This window comes from Franconibacter pulveris, assembly GCF_056780215.1.
On record NZ_CM165555.1, the window covers coordinates 1,259,677 to 1,275,744 of the forward strand.

Genomic DNA, 16,068 nt, shown 5'->3' on the forward strand with positions numbered 1-16,068 from the left:
TCAGGCGGAGCCGCGCACCACCAACTGACCCGAGAGCGTAATGCGCTGCGCCGCCAGCTCCGGCTCACGAATCTTGCGAACCATCAGCGAGGCTGCCTGGCGTCCGGTTTCATCGCTTGCGGAGGAGACATAGGTGAAAGAGGGCGAGGTGAGGTTTACGTGCATCATGTCTTCAAATCCCGCCAGCGACACCTGCTGGGTCAGGAACACATCTTTGCCAACGGTGCGCCCGACCTGCTGGATCCCGTCGATACAGCCGATAATGGCGTTCGGCGAGTGGCAGAGCAGGGCGGTAATTTTATTGTTTGCTTCCAGCAAATGCCGCGTGGCGAGGCTTGCGGCATGGGTTTCATCGGCGCAGGCTGGGGCAAACTCTTCACGCCACGGCATACCGTACTGCTTCAACGCCGCCTGGTAGCCGAGCAGCCGCTGCTGGCGTATCAGGCAATCTTTACCGCCGCCGATATAAGCGATATTGCGATGGCCGCGCTCAATCAGATAGCGGGTAACGAGACCGCCCGCCTGGCGATTATCTCGCATGACCAGGTCGCGCGCGCTTTGCAGCGGCGACTGTGAAATCGCCACCAGCGGCAGCGGGCAGTTTTCAATCACTTCAGGCAGGGTGTCGCGGGTGGCATTCGCCGCCAGATAGATAACGCCCGCCACGCCCTGTCGCGTAAAAGAGAGCAGGCACTGTTCAAGCCGCTGCGGGTTGTCTGAGGGCTGCGTAAGAAAAACCATAAAGCCTTGCGCTTCCAGCGCCTGCACCACGCTTGCCGTCACGCGAGTCGAAAAAGCATCATTAAAGTCATGCACAATCAGGCCAATCAGATTCGAGGTGCTGGCGCGCAGGTTCGCCGCCGCTACGTTGTGGACGTAACCGAGCTCCTCAATGGCGGCCTGCACGCGGGCGATCGTCGCCTCTGAGATTTTGCCTTTCTGGCGCAGCACTAACGAGACAGTAGAAACCGAAACCTCCGCCCGTTTAGCGACGTCGATAATGCTGACTTTTTTCATCTGATCCCTTCTGCTTTTTTAATCCGTTAGATACCACAAAGCCCCCCGTAGCGATACGGGAGGCTTGCAAAGGCAACGGCGCGTCCTTAACGGCCAAGCATGCCCGACATGGTCTGGGCGATAAATTGCGCCCGGGCGCCGAAGATAACCTGGATGCCGCTGTCGCCAACGAACACCACGCCGCGCGCGCCTACGCTGTTCAGGCCGTCGCGATCCACACACTCCGGCTTCGCCACTTCAAGACGCAGGCGGGTGATGCAGGAGCCAACGCTTGAAATATTCTCAGCGCCGCCCAGCAGACCGATAATATCGTTCGCCAGTTCCGCGTCGGTTTTATCATCCGCGTTTGCCGCCACATCCGCACGGCCCGGCGTTTTCACATCAAAACGGCGGATAACGAAGCGGAAAGTGAAGTAATAAATTATCGCCATCGGGATGCCGACGATGACCGCGTTCAGGTAGTTAGTCTCGTAACCGTTGAACGAAGGCAGGATCCCAAACGAGATATAGTCGATAAGCCCGGCGGAGAAGGATTTCACAATATGCGCGTGCAGCAGGTACATGCACATATAGGAAAGCCCGGCCATGATGGCGTTAAAGACATACAGCACAGGCGCCACAAAGATAAAGGTAAATTCAACCGGCTCTGTGATCCCGGTCAGGAAACAGGTAAGCGCGGCGGAGAAAAGAATGCCGGAGGCGATCTTTTTATTTTTGGTGTTGGCTTCGTGGTACATGGCGAGGCAAGCCGCAGGCAGAGCGAACAGCATCAGCGGGTACTCGCCCTGCAGGAATTTACCGGCGTTCTGGTAACTGTCGCTGCTGAAGCTTTTCACGCCTTCTTCCAGCATTTTGAACCAGATGGTCTGATCGCCATGGATCAACTGGCCCGACTGGGTCGTGTAATCGCCAAAGGAGTACCAGAACGACGGATACCAGATATGGTGAAGGCCAAGCGGAATAAGCGCGCGCTCTACCAGACCAAAAATAAAGGTCGAAGCCGCCTGGTTGTCACCGTTAACCACAACGGAAAGCGCATCGATGCCCGCCTGAATGTGCTGCCAGATGTAGGGCAGCACCAGCCCGAGCAGGAAGGAGAGCAAGGCGGTGGCGATAGCGACAAAGCGCTTGCCGGAAAAGAAGCCCAAAAACTCCGGCAACTGCAGCGTGTGGAAGCGGTTATAACACCACGCGGCGAGAATGCCGCAAATAAGTCCGCCGAACACCCCCATTTGCAGCGTCGGGATGCCAATGACCAGCGCATATTTGCCGCCGTTGGCCGCCATTTCCGGCGTGATGCCGAGCATGGTGCCGATGGTGACGTTAACAATTAACACCGAAACCGCCGCCGAAAGCGCGGCGATGCCGGATTCCGCCGCCAGACCTACGGCTGAACCAATGGCGAACAGCACCGGCAGGTTATCAAAAATAACCCCGCCTGCGTTCATCATCAGCGGCAAGTGAAACTTATCACCGAACGCCAGCAGCAGACCCGCCGCTGGCAACAGCGAAATTGGCAGCATCAACGCGCGGCCAATCATCGAAAGCTTTGAAAGCGATTTAACCAACCCTGACATCAGACTCATGCTGATTTCCCCCGACAGACGATATATACGGGCTTTTTCACCCTGTTTTATCTAAGTAGAACGTTTTACTAGAACGTTCTACTTATGCTGTTACAGTGCACGCAAACTGCGCAACAGAAATTTAACGCCCGGTCAGAAGAAATTCCGATTCTTTGAAGTTGATCAGAAAATGTGGTCTGGAAGAGAGGAAAGGCGATCAAAGAAGGGCAGAGAAGCGGCGGCGCGCTCTCCGGCGCTTCTCTGAAGATCGGGTAAAAACGGATTGGCTGGCGTTTTTAGAGTAATGGAAACGAATAAATAAGAATATATTTATGAAAATATAATTATTAATAATTAATTAAGGTTTTAAAATAGTTAACGTGAATATTGCTGGTGAATTCCTATAATTTCCAGGATTGTTTTTACGCTGATATTTAGTGGATAATCTTGTTTATCTCTTTTTAGTCGGCGAAAGGAATTTCATCGCTACATTGGTTCGCAATATTCAATGGAGTAATATTTTGCATATTATCTATAAATCTAAAAAATGTTTTGTGGCGGAAATAATAAACGTGCTGGTTGTGGCAGGCGTATTACTTATAAGCGGCTGTCAGTCTGGCGAGCTGCAGGAACCTGATCACGTTGTGCAAAAGGTTGCGCCAGCGCCCTCACAGGCCGTCTCGCTGCCCGCGCCGCAAGCGACTCCTTCCGCAGCAGAGGAGCCGAGCGCTGGCGAAGGTTCAGCGACGGTATGTCAGCGTGAACTCGCCGCGCTCGCAAAAATCAGTTCCTCGGCTTATGCCGCTAAAAAAGCAGCCTTCGAAACGCTTTTGCGCAATGCTTCCACTTATAGCGCTGTACGCGGCGATATTAATGCGCAGACGCGAGATACGCTCGATGCGTTATATAAGTATAAAACGCAAAAATTATGTAACGATATAGAGCAAGCTATCCAGCAGGGCTTAATTAGCCGTGGAGAAAGCGTGAGATGAAACGGTTTAAGTTAAAACCCATTTTTTTTTTGTATTACCTCTGACGATTAGCACCTCAGTCGCGCCTTATGCTCAGGCCAGCAATCACGAAAAAACACTGCAATCTCTGGATGCCATTACCGCACAGTCGAGCGGTATACCCGATTTATTGCTGGTCAAACCGATCCCTTTGCCGGAACCGACAGTACGCCCTTCCGGCAAATCCACAAAGAAACCCCGCCCTAAAAAGCCGACGCAGGCTGCTTCTTCAACGGCGACAAGTGATCAACAGGCGATAATAGAGAGCCTGCGCGCGGAGCTCGCCAGCGCGAAAGGCACATGGCAGACGGAGAAAGCCGCTCTGCAACAGGCCGCAGCGGAAAGCGAAAAGCAGGCTGCCGCTTTGCAACAGCAGCTTAGTGCCCTGACTCAGGGGCAGAATAACGATGCGCAGTCTTCGATGCGTCTGCAGCAGGCTTTAGCCGAAAGCCAGCAGCAAAACAAACAATTGCAGCAAGACCTCGCTGAGCTTTCCGGCTCACGCGCTGCTAAAGCGCAAGAGTATGGGCAGCTTCAAAGGAAACTGGCTGAAAGCCAGCAATTCAGCGCCGAGCTGCAAAGACAAATTGTTGAACTGCGCGTTTCGCGTAATGCCCGGGCAGAGGCGCTTGATAAGGCGCGCCGGGATCTGCAGGCAAATGAGAAAGCGTTGCAGGCATTAAAAGCGCAGCTTGCCGCTACCGTTTCCGGGCAGGATGAAAAAGCGGGGCAGATAACCCGTCTCCAGCAGTCCCTGACCGAAAGCCAGAAGAAAAACCAATCGCTGGAAACGCAAATCGCACAGCTGGCTCAGACGCAGACCGATAAAGAGCAGCAGGTTAAGCAGGTACAAAACCAGCTGACGCAAAGCGAAACCCGTGCTCAGATGTTGGAAAAACAGCTGTCGGAACTGGCGGCGGCGAAAAGCGGCAGCGCCCAGGTATTAGCGCAGCTTCAACACAACTTAACCGCCAGCCAGAAAGAGGCACAGGCGCTGAAAGCGCAGATTACCTCTCTCACCAGCGCTCGGGACGCCCGGGCGCAGGAGAGCGACAGGCTGCAACAGGCGCTGACGACAAGCGAACAGAAAGCGCAGGCGCTGGCAAAACAAATCGCCGCGCTCACCGAAACGCAGAAAACAAAATCTGACGAAAGCGGCAGTCTCCAGCAGCAACTGGCCGCCAGCCAGAAAGAGGCGCAGGCGCTGAAAGCGCAGATTACTGCTCTCACTAACGCCCGGGCCCAGGAAAGCGACAGGCTGCAACAGGCGCTGGCGGCAAGCGAGCAGAAAGCGCAGGCGCTGGCAAAACAAATCGCCGCGCTCACCGAAACGCAGAAAACAAAATCTGACGAAAGCGGCAGTCTCCAGCAGCAACTGGCCGCCAGCCAGAAAGAGGCGCAGGCGCTGAAAGCGCAGATTACTGCTCTCACTAACGCCCGGGCCCAGGAAAGCGACAGGCTGCAACAGGCGCTGACGGCAAGCGAGCAGAAAGCGCAGGCGCTGGCAAAACAAATCGCCGCGCTCACCGAAACGCAGAAAACAAAATCTGACGAAAGCGGCAGTCTCCAGCAGCAACTGACCGCCAGCCAGAAAGAGGCACAGGCGCTGAAAGCGCAGATTACCGCCCTTACCAGCGTTCGGGACGCCCAGGCGCAGGAGAGCGACAGGCTGCAACAGGCGCTGACGGCAAGCGAACAGAAAGCGCAGGCGCTGGCAAAACAAATCGCCGCGCTCACCGAAACGCAGAAAATGAAATCTGACGAAAGCGGCAGGCTCCAGCAGCAGCTGACCGCCAGCCAGCAAGAGGAGCGGGCGTTAAAAACGCAGGTCGCCACGCTTAGCAGTGCGCACGAGGATAAAGCGCAGGCGAACAACAAGCTCCAGCTTGCTCTGGCAGAGAGCGAGAAAAAAGCGCAGGCGCTGGAAAAGCAGATTGCCATACTTAGCGGCAACCATAAGGCGAATGCGGAAGAGAGCAGCAAGCTTCAGCAGGCGCTGACCGCCAGCCAGAAAGAGGCGCAGGCGCTGAAAGCGCAGGTTAAAGACCTTGCCTCCTCAAAAGGGACGAACGTGCAGGAGTTAACCAGACTTCAGCAGGCCCTTACTGCCAGCGGTGAGGATATCCTTACGCTTAAACAACAAATTGCAGAGCTAACGGCAGGACAGGGCGCCAAAGCCCAGGCCTTGGCTACCGCACAGCAGTCGCTGGCTGAGAGTCAGAAAGAGACGCAGAAGTTAAAAGGACAAGTTGCTGAACTGACTACTGCGCAAAATGCCAAAGCTGAGGAAAGCAACAAGCTGCAGGCGCGGCTACTCGAAAGCCAGAAGAAGTCGCTGGCGCTGGAAAAAGAGATTGCTGCCCTTACTACCGCGCAAGCGGCAGGCACTCAGGCGACCGAAAAATTACAGCAGCAACTGGCGGAGAGCCAGAAGAGAAGCGGTGAACTGACCAATAAAGTCACGGAGCTGACCGCGGCTCAGGAGGCCAAAACGAAAGCCTATGCCACCCTTGAGCAAAACCTGAAAGTAAGCCAGAAAAAAGCGGATGAGCTGGAAACCCAATGGCAGGATGCCAGCAAGCAGCTTGCAGAGAAAAACAAACAGCTGGCTGCGCTGGAAAAAGCGAAGCCAGCCGCTACGGTTGCCGCCAAACCGCAAAGCAATGATGAAATACGCGATTATGCCCTTGGCGCCTTCTGGGCGCAGGAAATGATAGGCATGATGAAAAGCAAAGAGGGCTACGGCTACCACATCGGCCGTCAGCAGGTGCTGAGCGGCGCGACGGACATGATCAACGGCCAGCTGAAAGTCCCGCAGGATAAGCTGATTAACGTGCTTCAGGAACTGGACAAAACGTCCGGCGCGAAAGAAGCGAAGGTTAAAAAAGCGGCTAACAGCGAAGGCGATCGGTTCATGACCCAATTCAGTAAACAGCCGGGCGTGAAAAAGGCCTCAATGGGTTATTACTATCTGATCGCCGACAAAGGACGCGGCAAAATTAAAAATAGCGACACGGTCGGCGTAGTTATTCGAGAAAGCCTGACAAATGGCAAAGTCATCAATGACATGTCACAAAAGGGCACGGTTCTGGCGCTACCGCTTAATAACTACCCGCCGCTTTTTAAATCCGCCTTGTCCGTGCTTAACAACCACGGCGAAGTGCGCATCGTGGTGCCGCCCGAACTCGCGTATGGCGAAGAGGGTAGGTTGCCAGCTATTCCGCCTAACTCAACGATGGTTTATGACATTAAAATTGTCGACGTAACCGCCGGCGTTGTTCAGCCAACAACCGCGGCGAAATAACCTTAACCCGGCTTCGGCCGGGTCTTTTTCTCCTGCCCTCTACGCCTGCCAAAGACCACGCGACTCTCTTATTTGTGCCGTTGGTCACATTTTTTTAAATTTTTCTTTCTGCAGTAATTCAATGAGTTAACGGCAAATTCCGTTTGCTGCCTTGCGATGCGCTCGCTGGATGCCAGTCTTAATAAAGTTATTAAATGCATCATCGCAGAACAAACAGGAGGTTATATGGCACGTTTTCAGCAGAAAGTAGTGGTCATTACGGGCGCAGGTTCGGGTATCGGCGCAGGCGCGGCGAAGCGCTTTGCCAGCGAAGGCGCAAGCGTCGTGCTGGTGGGGCGCACCCCGGAAAAACTGGAGAAGGTGGCGGCTACGCTTGCGCAGGGTAAACACCTGGTTGTTCCTTGCGACGTCTCGAATGCTGATGAGGTACAAAACCTGGCGCAGCGCGTGGTGGAGGAATATGGCCGCGTGGACGTGCTGGTCAACAATGCTGGCGTAATCGTCCAGGGGCGCATTCATGAAATCAAGCTGGATGACTGGGCGACGCTGATGGGGACCGATCTTAACGGCGTCTTCTACTGCACGCATTACTTCATGCCAGAACTGCTTAAAACCAAAGGCAATGTGGTGAATATCTCGTCGGTTTCCGGGCTTGGCGGCGATTGGGGCATGAGCGTCTATAACGCGGCGAAAGGCGCCGTCACCAACTTTACCCGCGCACTGGCGATGGACTATGGCGCTGACGGCGTGCGCGTTAACGCTATCTGCCCGGGCTTTACTTTTACCGAGCTGACTGAAGAGATGAAGCAGAACGAGCAACTGCTGCAAAAATTTTACGAGCGGATCCCGCTTAAACGTGCAGGCGAGCCGGAAGATATCGCCGATGCTATCGCGTTTATCGCAAGCGATGACGCGCGCTATATCACAGGCGTTAATCTGCCGGTGGATGGCGGCCTTACGGCCTCTAACGGCCAGCCGCCGCAGGCGTAACCAAGTATTGACCTACGGCTCAGAAGACCGTTGCTCGCCCTGTAAAAAACCCGCCATCCGGCGGGTTTTTCTTTAAGCTAAGTCAGGCGACAACCGTGACGCTTTGTCCTTCAAACGTGACCGTCTGTCCGGCAACGATTTTGCAACGCTTGCGGGTTTCCACCGCGCCGTCCACTTTCACCAGGCCTTCGCTGATAACGATTTTCGCCTGCGCGCCGCTTTCGCTCCAGCCTTCCAGCTTCAGCAAATCGCACAGCTCAACGTGCGGGTGTTTCCCAAGAGAAAACGTCGCCATCTTATGCTCCTTCTACGTCGTGGTACTCAACACACGCCTGCAGCGTATTCTGAATGAGCGTAGCGACGGTCATCGGACCCACGCCGCCCGGGACCGGAGTAATGTAGGAAGCGCGTGCGGCGGCATCTTCGAACACCACGTCGCCAACCACTTTGCCGTTTTCAAGACGGTTGATGCCCACGTCGATGACGATAGCGCCCTCTTTAATCCACTCGCCAGGGATAAAGCCGGGTTTGCCCACCGCAACGATCAGCAGGTCCGCATTCTCTACATGGTGGCGCAGGTTTTTGGTAAAGCGATGGGTGACGGTGGTGGTGCAGCCTGCCAACAGCAGTTCCATGCTCATCGGGCGGCCGACAATGTTGGACGCGCCGATGACTACGGCATTCAGCCCGTAAGTATCGATGTTGTAGCGTTCCAGCAGCGTAACGATGCCACGCGGCGTGCAGGGACGCAGGCGCGGCGCGCGCTGGCACAGACGGCCCACGTTGTAAGGATGAAAACCATCCACGTCTTTATCAGGCGCGATGCGCTCCAGCACTTTCACGTTGTCAATGCCCGCCGGCAACGGCAGCTGGACCAGAATGCCGTCAATAGCGGCATCGGCGTTCAGTTCATCAATAAGCGTAAGAAGCTCCGCTTCGGTGGTCGTTTCCGGCAGATCGTAAGAGCGGGAGAGAAAACCGACCTCTTCGCACGCCTTGCGTTTGCTGGCGACATAAATCTGCGAAGCGGGGTTCGCGCCTACCAGCACAACGGCGAGACCTGGCGCACGCTTTCCGGCCGCCAGGCGCGCCTGTACTTTTTCCGCAACCTCGTGTCGTACCTGCTGCGCAATCGTTTTACCGTCAATAATCTTTGCTGCCATCAGAGAGAGGATTCCATCTGTAATGATAAAAGAGAGGGGATGTTGATATTTTGTCAGAAGCGGGCCGCGCTGTCAGTCCCGAAAGCGCCTTTATGCTTAAAAGGCAGGCGGGCAGTCGGAAAGCCATTGACTCACAAGGCGCTCACCGTATAATTCCACGCGTTTCACGGCGCTGAAGAATCTTCTTACCGTGAAAGCATCTTCCCGATGCGCCCTTAGCTCAGCTGGATAGAGCAACGGCCTTCTAAGCCGTGGGTCGCAGGTTCGAGTCCTGCAGGGCGCGCCATCTACGCTTATCCCGTCACTTTTTTTCGGTTTTTCCAGCAGCGCTTCAGCTCTTCAAAATAGGGCAGCAGTTCCAGCAGCAAAATGGCGCTGAAGATGGCGACAATATACCCCATCGGCAGCATCTCCTCTTTCAGCGACAGACTGTAATCCGCTTGCGCCGGGCCTGCGCCAAACAGCGCTAAAAATTGTTCCCAGTGCCTGGCGATAACCAGCAACAGCGCCATCAGCGGCACCATTTCAAGAAAACTGTGCACATGCTGCTCGACAGGCGAAACCTCACGCGCGGTCACGGCGTAGGAAACATCCCACAGCGCTGTCGCTTCGTGCAGAAAAAAGCAGACGATCATAACGCCGATAAGCAGCGCGTTTACCTGCAAAAGCAATGCCGCCAGCAGAGGAACGCCCACCTCGATGAACATCAGAATATGAATCAGGGTTTCTTTCACGCCGGTAGTTGCTTCGATATGGGTTCTGCGGTGGCAAAGCCAGTCGCTGATGCCCGCCAGCAACCAGACGGGAAGCACAAAATAGAGCAGAATGAGCATGGTTGGATCGGTTTGATGCATAAGAGGCGCTCTGTCATAAACGTTTGTCTAAGCATAGCCCTTTATGCAACAAACCACTTACGGGAGCCTGCGAACGCAGGCTCTGCGTTATTTACTGACCTTTTCTTCCCGGTCCGGTTCCGCCAGATATTGCCAGCAAGTGACAAACAGCGCGGCAATCAGCGGCCCAATCACAAAGCCGTTAATGCCGTAAACCGTCAGCCCGCCGAGGGTGGCGACCAGAATTAAATAATCAGGCATCTTAATGTCTTTACCTACCAGAATAGGCCGCAGGATATTGTCGACCAGCCCGACCACGACCACGAACCAGGCGACGAGGATTATCGCTTTCCAGAGCGCGCCGACGGCGAATAAATAGATGGCGGCGGGTATCCACACCAGCGCGGTGCCAACCGCAGGTACCAGCGAGAAGAAGGCCATCAGCGCGCCCCACAACAGGCTCCCCTGAATGCCCAGAAACCAGAAGGCGACGCCGCCAAGGAAGCCCTGGATCACCGCCACAACCACCGTGCCTTTTACCGTGGCGCGGGCAACGGTGGCGAAGCGGGAAATCAGGCGATACTTCACCCGGTTTTCCAGCGGGATGGCGCGCAGGATCAGCGCCACCAGATGCGCGCCATCTTTAAGTAAGAAAAAGAGCAGATAAAGCATCACGCCGAAACCTATCGCCAGACCGAAGGTGTTCTTGCTGATGGCCAGCGCGCTGCCCGCCAGGAACTGGCTGCCCCGCATTACGGCGGCGGAAAGTTTCCGCTGTATCTCGCCTACATCGTCAAGATCATATTCGGCGAGCAGATGTTGGCCCCAGGCGGGGAGATGGCGGATAACATCGGCGAAGACAACAGACATTGAGGTGTTGTCTTCCTGCAGATTGCGGTAAACCACGTTAAATTCAGTCGCCAGCGAAGAGAAAATAATAGCCAGCGGGGTAAAAACGATAAGGCAGATAAGCAGCAGCGTCAGCAGCGAAGCCAGATTGTTCCGCCCGCCTGTCGCCCGGCGGATCCACTCTTTGGTTTTATAGAAGATAACGGCCAGGATAGCCGCCCACAGCACTGCCGAAGCGTAGGGCCGCAAAATCGTCATGAAGGCCAGCGTGACGACAGCAAGGATGAGCAGAAAGAAAAACTTAGAAAAGCCTCTTGGCAACATGGATATTCCTTTTTAGTCATTTCAAAAAAGCGTCAGCGACGAAAGCGCGTCGTCCCTGAGCCTCAGGCTATCGTCCTGTTTATTATGGCAGAAGAGGGGAAGTCTGCTTTTGGCGCGGGCGTGTTTCAGCCTGTTGACGCTTTCCAGGGCGGATAACGCTTCGCGTGAACGGTAATAGAATAATCTTAAAGGGATTTGGAAGTATTACAGAATATTAATAACGCCTTTTATTGCGATTAAGCTGTCTATACTGACTATTACCTAATCGACAGGAGGAAATATGGTAAATAAAAACGAAATTCGCGAACACGCCGAAGTTATCGCCAGCTGTGGTAGCCATGTCGGTATTGTCGACCATCTCGAAGGCGAAGATAAAATCAAGCTGGCCAAAAGCGACCCGAAAGCGGGCGGCGTTCACCATTACATCCCGCTGAGCTGGGTCGATAAAATTGAGAACGACAAAATCCTGCTGAACAAAAACAAGGATGAGGTCACCGCTTCCTGGCAGACCGCCTGACGTTTGCCGAAGGGTTCAGGCGTTGCGCCTGAACCCAAGCTTCGCGCTTGTGTCAGCTATGACGAAGCCGTACTGTCCTTCACACGCTTTTTCGAATTATTAAGCTTATCTTTTCACGTTTAACTGGCGTTCCAGCGCGTCGATTTGTTGACGGTTGCGCTCGCTCAGATCGCTTGCCATTTCGTCGCTCATCGTGGCGGCAAGCCGCATCTGCGTCACTTTATCCTGTAATGCTTTAACCAGCGTAATGGGCACGCTACGGCCATTTTTCTCATGCTTCACTAGCTGCACGCTGTCGCGGTTGCCGCACTGCCAGACAAGAAGCGGATGCGTTACCTCGACCGTTAACTCAATCGTATGGTGATAGAACACCGCGCGTGCCGTGGCGCACTGGTAGCAGCCGCCCATAATGCTTACTTCAATGTCCGCCGCCAGTAACCGCCGGATGGCTTCCTTACTCAGTTCCATCTTATTTCTCCTGTCAGGTTAATCCTGCCTAACCAGTTTAAGATAAATCTCATTCCTTTGCGGGTGCTTACAGTGACAAGCGCAACATTCCCGTGCTTATTTAGCAAACGGCGCGCTGGTTTTAGAAATGAAGCTTTAAATAGAGTAAACGGCGGGAATGCGACAGGTTGTGTCACAAGTCAGAAAAAGAGAGGAAGCCGCGCCCGCGGGCGCGATTAATTTACGCCAAGGGCGCGCCACATGGCGTCGAAACCTACGGCGATCAACTCCTTAGCACGTGCCGGTTCACGGGACGCGAAATCGATAGTGGTCTGCGCAAGCGTAAAGAAAAGGGCGTCGCCAAAAGCGCGCCAGGGGGTAGAGAGAAACACAGGGGCGATGGACTGCTCGCACAGGTTGCGCAGCTCCGGATACATCTCGTTGACCGTCTGGCGAGTTGCTTCCGTTATCTTTTCGCTCACCGCGAGCTGGCGCATCGCCTGGTTAGCGAGCGGGTTGCGCAGGCCCCATTCAATATAACTTTCCCAGATATAGCGAGTGATGGCCTTCGGCTCGACGCTGCGGTCAAGGTTGGCGGTCAGCGGCTGGCAAAAGCCGTGTTTAAGATGCAGATAGAGCGCGTTGTAAAGATCGTCTTTCGTCGGGAAGTAGCGGAAAAGCGTGCCTTCCGCCACGCCAGCTTTACGCGCCACGAGCGCGGTGGAGGCGCCAATGCCCGCTTCGGCAATCGCTTCGGCGGCCGCTTCCAGTAACGCCAGCTTTTTATCTTCACTACGGGGACGAGCCACTGCTTCTACCTCTTTTTTTCGAAAACGCGAATTGAACCAGACTCTCCGGCCCGTCGCAAGGCGATAAGTCACATTGTAAAAACGTCTTGACGGGTCAGCTTTGCTTTCTATAATGAGTGTTTACTCACTCATTATCAAGGCGCGATGCGCTGCTGTGGATAAATGACCCTGTTTTAAAAGGGATTATATCGGCTTACGCCGGGCTATGACGCTTTCGGGAGAAGCAGGGCCACCATGAGAAAACCGCTACGTTTCTGGGTCACTGGAGTCATCATTATGTTAGCTGCAGCAACAGGCGCCCTGGCGCTTTATCTCGCGCCCGGTTTTGGCGCCGCGCCGCAAGGCGAGCGCAAAGCGTTGATTGAACGCTCGCCGCACTATCGCGACGGTCAGTTTCAGAATCAGGAACCTACGCGCGTGTTTACCGGCGAAGGCAACCAGTGGGCCGCGTGGGGCGAGTTTCTCTTTAAGCGCATCGATAACCTCAAGCCCGCGCGTCCGCTTCCGCTGGTGCACACTGACATTGCCTCGCTCGACAAAAACGAAGCGGTGGCGCTGTGGCTCGGCCACTCCTCCTGGTATATACAACTCGCGGGAAAACGTATTCTCATCGACCCGGTTTTCAGCGGCTACGCTTCGCCGTTTGCGCTCTTCAACCGCGCTTTCACCGGCGACTATCCGTGGTCGGCTAACGACATGCCGGAAATCGATCTGCTGGTGATATCGCACGATCACTACGATCACCTGGATTACGCCACCATCCGGGCGCTGCGCCCGAAAATCCGTCAGGTGGTAACGCCGCTCGGCGTGGGCTCGCATCTTGAAGCCTGGGGCGTCTCTCCTTCGCGCATCAAAGAACTGGACTGGCAACAGTCGGTCAGCATTGCTGATGACCTCACGCTCTACGCGCTGCCTGCGCGTCATTTCTCCGGTCGCGGGCTGAAAGGCAACCAGACGCTGTGGGCAAGTTTTTTGTTTGAGACGCCGCAGCAAAAGCTCTACTACAGCGGCGACAGCGGCTACGGCCCGCACTTCAAAGCCATCGGCGAACGGTTTGGCGGCGTGGATCTGGCTATCATGGAAAACGGTCAGTATGACCGCGACTGGAAGCAGATCCATATGATGCCGGAAGAGACGGCGCAGGCCGCGCAGGATCTCGGCGCTAAGCGCGTACTGCCGGGCCATAACGGACGTTTCGCCATGGCGAAGCACGCCTGGAACGACCCGTTAAAACGGCTGGCGGCCGCAAGCCAGGATAAGCCCTGGCAGCTGCTGACGCCGCGCCCCGGCGAGCCGGTTCGCCTGACGGACACGCAGCAGCATTTTCACGCGTGGTGGGAAGACGACGAAACCGTCGAGCCACGTTAACACTCAACCTAAAAACAGAGGGACGCTTGTATGGAACTGCCCGCTCAGGTTATAGAAACCCTCACCGGCTGGATCGACGACAATCTGCATAAGCCGCTGCGCATTGACGATGTCGCACGCCACGCCGGTTATTCTAAATGGCATTTGCAGCGCCTGTTTCACCATCACAAAGGGGAAAGTCTGGGGCGCTATATTCGCGAGAAAAAGCTCAATCTCGCCGCGCGCGATTTGCGTGCCACCGACGAGAGAGTGCTCGATATTTCGCTTAAGTATGGATTTGAATCACAGCAGACGTTTACGCGGCTCTTTACCCGCCATTTTCGGCTGTCGCCGGGCAGCTACCGGCGGCAGGCGAACGGCTGAGTTTGCAAGGCCGGGCGAATTCCCCGACAATGCGCCTTTTCAACTCAGACTGTAATCCCCCATGAAGCATCCGCTTGAATCTCTGATGGTGGCTGGCGGCATTCTGCTGCTGGCCTTTCTCTCTTGTCTGCTGCTGCCTGCGCCCGTGCTGGCGCTGTCGCTCGCGCAGAACATTATCGCCACCTTCCATTTGCAGGATCTTGGTCAGCTTTACACCATTATTTTCTGCGCCTGGTTTCTCTTCCTTGGCGCGCTCGAATATCTGGTTATCCGCTTTGTCTGGCGGCGCTGGTTTTCGATTGAACGGAGCTAAAGACGTTTCTCCGGCGACGGAAACCGCCCGCTGCGCCGGAGAAGCCGCCTGCAATTAAAGCTCCGCCGCCCAGATTTCGCCGTTATGGCGCACCAGCTCTGAAAGCGACATCCCGTCAGACATAAACTCGCGCATGCTGCGCGCGTCGCTGTCGTTATTTCTTACGTACCGGTGAATGCCTTCCAGCGCGCTCTGGCCGTTGAGCGCGGCGGCGTAGCGCTCAATATTGTCCAGCATGCGCAGGATATCCTCGCCGATGGTGCGCTGCTCGCCGGTGCAGACATCCGTTAGCGTGCCCTCCAGCCCGTAGCGGCAGGCGCTGAAGCGGTTGAAGCGGTAGATAAGATAGTCTTCCGCCTTCGGTTTAAACGGGCGCTCTTCCAGCAGCCAGTGCGCGATAGCCTGGATAAAACCGGCAATATTGATGGCGCGCGACAGGGAGAGCGGCGTATCCATCACCCGCACTTCAACCGTGCCGAAACCGGGGCTTGGCCGGATATCCCAGTGCAGATCTTTAATCGATTCCACTACGCCGGTGCCTTCCAGCCGGGCGTACATTTTTTCAAACTGCGTCCAGTTCTCCACAAAAGGCGCCGGGCCGTTATCCGGGAAAGCGGAGAAAATATTGAGCCTCGACGAGGCGAAACCGGTGTCTGACCCCTGCATATAAGGCGACGACGCGGAAAGGGCGACGAAATGCGGCACGAAGCGCGACAGCCCGTGCAGCAAATAAATAGCCTCTTCGCCGGTGCGACAGCCTATGTGGACATGCTGGCCGAACACCGTCGCCTGTTTAATAAGGTAGCCGAACAGCTCCAGCGTGCGGGCATAGCGTTCGCTTGAGCACACCTCCTGACGCTGCCATTTCTGAAACGGGTGCGTGCCGCCGCCGCTGATCACCAGATGATGCTGCTGGGCGCAGATGAGGATCTCGCGCTGCAGCGCGGCGAACTGGGCGCTGGCCTGGTTAATGTCCTTGCACACGCCCGTGGCTATCTCCAGCATGCTTTCCGTGATGTCGTGTTTTACTTCCCCGGCGCTGATTTTCCCTTCCAGCTCGCTGATGAGCGTGGAGGAATCCTGGCTTAAGTTGTAACCCGGCGGGCTGGCTACCTGCAGCTCCAGCTCAATGCCGAGGGTGAAAGGATCGGAGGCGTTAAAAGGTTTCAGAGGCATAGGCGTTTCTCATTTTATAA

16 protein-coding genes and 1 tRNA gene are annotated in these 16,068 nt (G+C 55.3%); 8 read left to right on the top strand and 9 right to left on the bottom strand.

The genetic code is table 11. The annotated features are described in order from the left end of the window. A complete protein-coding gene (gene malI / locus ACU4F7_RS05980) occupies positions 1 to 1,017 on the bottom strand; it encodes a Mal regulon transcriptional regulator MalI (RefSeq protein ID WP_481638247.1) in 1,017 nt (338 codons plus the stop codon). Positions 1,018 to 1,103: 86 nt separating this feature from the next. Next, a complete protein-coding gene (locus ACU4F7_RS05985; RefSeq protein ID WP_481638248.1) occupies positions 1,104 to 2,603 on the bottom strand; it encodes a PTS transporter subunit EIIC in 1,500 nt (499 codons plus the stop codon). Between the two features lie 416 nt (positions 2,604 to 3,019). On the opposite strand from ACU4F7_RS05985, the gene ACU4F7_RS05990 reads away from it, so the two are divergent. The 3 genes from ACU4F7_RS05990 (at position 3,020) to budC (ending at position 7,886) form a co-directional block, all read left to right on the top strand. Beyond that, complete coding sequence (locus tag ACU4F7_RS05990; RefSeq protein WP_481638249.1) at positions 3,020 to 3,574, top strand: hypothetical protein; 555 nt, start codon at positions 3,020 to 3,022, stop codon at positions 3,572 to 3,574. A gap of 169 nt (positions 3,575 to 3,743) precedes the next feature. Next, complete coding sequence (locus ACU4F7_RS05995; protein ID WP_481638250.1) at positions 3,744 to 6,896, top strand: FKBP-type peptidyl-prolyl cis-trans isomerase; 3,153 nt, start codon at positions 3,744 to 3,746, stop codon at positions 6,894 to 6,896. Positions 6,897 to 7,121: 225 nt separating this feature from the next. After that, positions 7,122 to 7,886 (top strand): meso-2,3-butanediol dehydrogenase, encoded by a 765-nt coding sequence (gene budC, locus ACU4F7_RS06000; protein WP_029592156.1) that lies wholly within the window; start codon positions 7,122 to 7,124, stop codon positions 7,884 to 7,886. An 82-nt stretch (positions 7,887 to 7,968) separates the two neighbouring features. Here budC and ybcJ read toward each other — a convergent pair whose 3' ends face one another. Further along, complete coding sequence (ybcJ, locus tag ACU4F7_RS06005) at positions 7,969 to 8,181, bottom strand: ribosome-associated protein YbcJ (protein WP_029592157.1); 213 nt, start codon at positions 8,179 to 8,181, stop codon at positions 7,969 to 7,971. 1 nt (position 8,182) lies between these two features. Further along, entirely contained in the window at positions 8,183 to 9,049 is an 867-nt protein-coding gene (gene folD / locus ACU4F7_RS06010) for a bifunctional methylenetetrahydrofolate dehydrogenase/methenyltetrahydrofolate cyclohydrolase FolD (protein WP_024559486.1), read from the bottom strand. 209 nt (positions 9,050 to 9,258) lie between these two features. Between folD and ACU4F7_RS06015 the strand changes: the two genes are divergently transcribed. Continuing rightward, positions 9,259 to 9,335, top strand: a tRNA-Arg gene (locus ACU4F7_RS06015). Between the two features lie 7 nt (positions 9,336 to 9,342). Here the strand turns inward: ACU4F7_RS06015 and ACU4F7_RS06020 are convergent. Both ACU4F7_RS06020 and ACU4F7_RS06025 read right to left on the bottom strand, forming a co-directional pair. Next, complete coding sequence (locus tag ACU4F7_RS06020) at positions 9,343 to 9,903, bottom strand: hypothetical protein (RefSeq protein WP_029592160.1); 561 nt, start codon at positions 9,901 to 9,903, stop codon at positions 9,343 to 9,345. An 87-nt stretch (positions 9,904 to 9,990) separates the two neighbouring features. Beyond that, positions 9,991 to 11,055: an AI-2E family transporter gene (locus ACU4F7_RS06025; protein WP_481638251.1), complete on the bottom strand. Its 1,065-nt coding sequence runs from the start codon at positions 11,053 to 11,055 to the stop codon at positions 9,991 to 9,993. A gap of 280 nt (positions 11,056 to 11,335) precedes the next feature. Here ACU4F7_RS06025 and ACU4F7_RS06030 point away from each other — a divergent pair, with 280 nt between their 5' ends. Continuing rightward, positions 11,336 to 11,572 (top strand): DUF2171 domain-containing protein, encoded by a 237-nt coding sequence (locus ACU4F7_RS06030; protein ID WP_029592162.1) that lies wholly within the window; start codon positions 11,336 to 11,338, stop codon positions 11,570 to 11,572. Positions 11,573 to 11,677: 105 nt separating this feature from the next. Here the strand turns inward: ACU4F7_RS06030 and ACU4F7_RS06035 are convergent, their stop codons facing one another. Further along, entirely contained in the window at positions 11,678 to 12,040 is a 363-nt protein-coding gene (locus tag ACU4F7_RS06035) for a hypothetical protein (RefSeq protein WP_029592163.1), read from the bottom strand. Positions 12,041 to 12,255: 215 nt separating this feature from the next. Then, on the bottom strand, positions 12,256 to 12,828 hold the full coding sequence (locus tag ACU4F7_RS06040) for a TetR/AcrR family transcriptional regulator (RefSeq protein WP_029592164.1): 573 nt from the start codon (positions 12,826 to 12,828) through the stop codon (positions 12,256 to 12,258). Positions 12,829 to 13,062: 234 nt separating this feature from the next. Between ACU4F7_RS06040 and ACU4F7_RS06045 the strand changes: the two genes are divergently transcribed. The 3 genes from ACU4F7_RS06045 (at position 13,063) to ACU4F7_RS06055 (ending at position 14,872) form a co-directional block, all read left to right on the top strand. Continuing rightward, positions 13,063 to 14,196, top strand: coding sequence for an MBL fold metallo-hydrolase (locus tag ACU4F7_RS06045; protein WP_481638252.1), 1,134 nt, complete (start codon positions 13,063 to 13,065; stop codon positions 14,194 to 14,196). Positions 14,197 to 14,226: 30 nt separating this feature from the next. Further along, entirely contained in the window at positions 14,227 to 14,559 is a 333-nt protein-coding gene (locus tag ACU4F7_RS06050) for a RamA family antibiotic efflux transcriptional regulator (protein ID WP_024555500.1), read from the top strand. A gap of 61 nt (positions 14,560 to 14,620) precedes the next feature. Next, a complete protein-coding gene (locus tag ACU4F7_RS06055) occupies positions 14,621 to 14,872 on the top strand; it encodes a DUF1158 domain-containing protein (RefSeq protein WP_029592166.1) in 252 nt (83 codons plus the stop codon). 54 nt (positions 14,873 to 14,926) lie between these two features. Here the strand turns inward: ACU4F7_RS06055 and ACU4F7_RS06060 are convergent, their stop codons facing one another. Further along, the gene (locus tag ACU4F7_RS06060; protein ID WP_481638253.1) at positions 14,927 to 16,048 is read right to left on the bottom strand and encodes a YbdK family carboxylate-amine ligase; all 1,122 of its coding nucleotides are present in this window, start codon (positions 16,046 to 16,048) and stop codon (positions 14,927 to 14,929) included. Positions 16,049 to 16,068 lie beyond the last annotated feature (20 nt).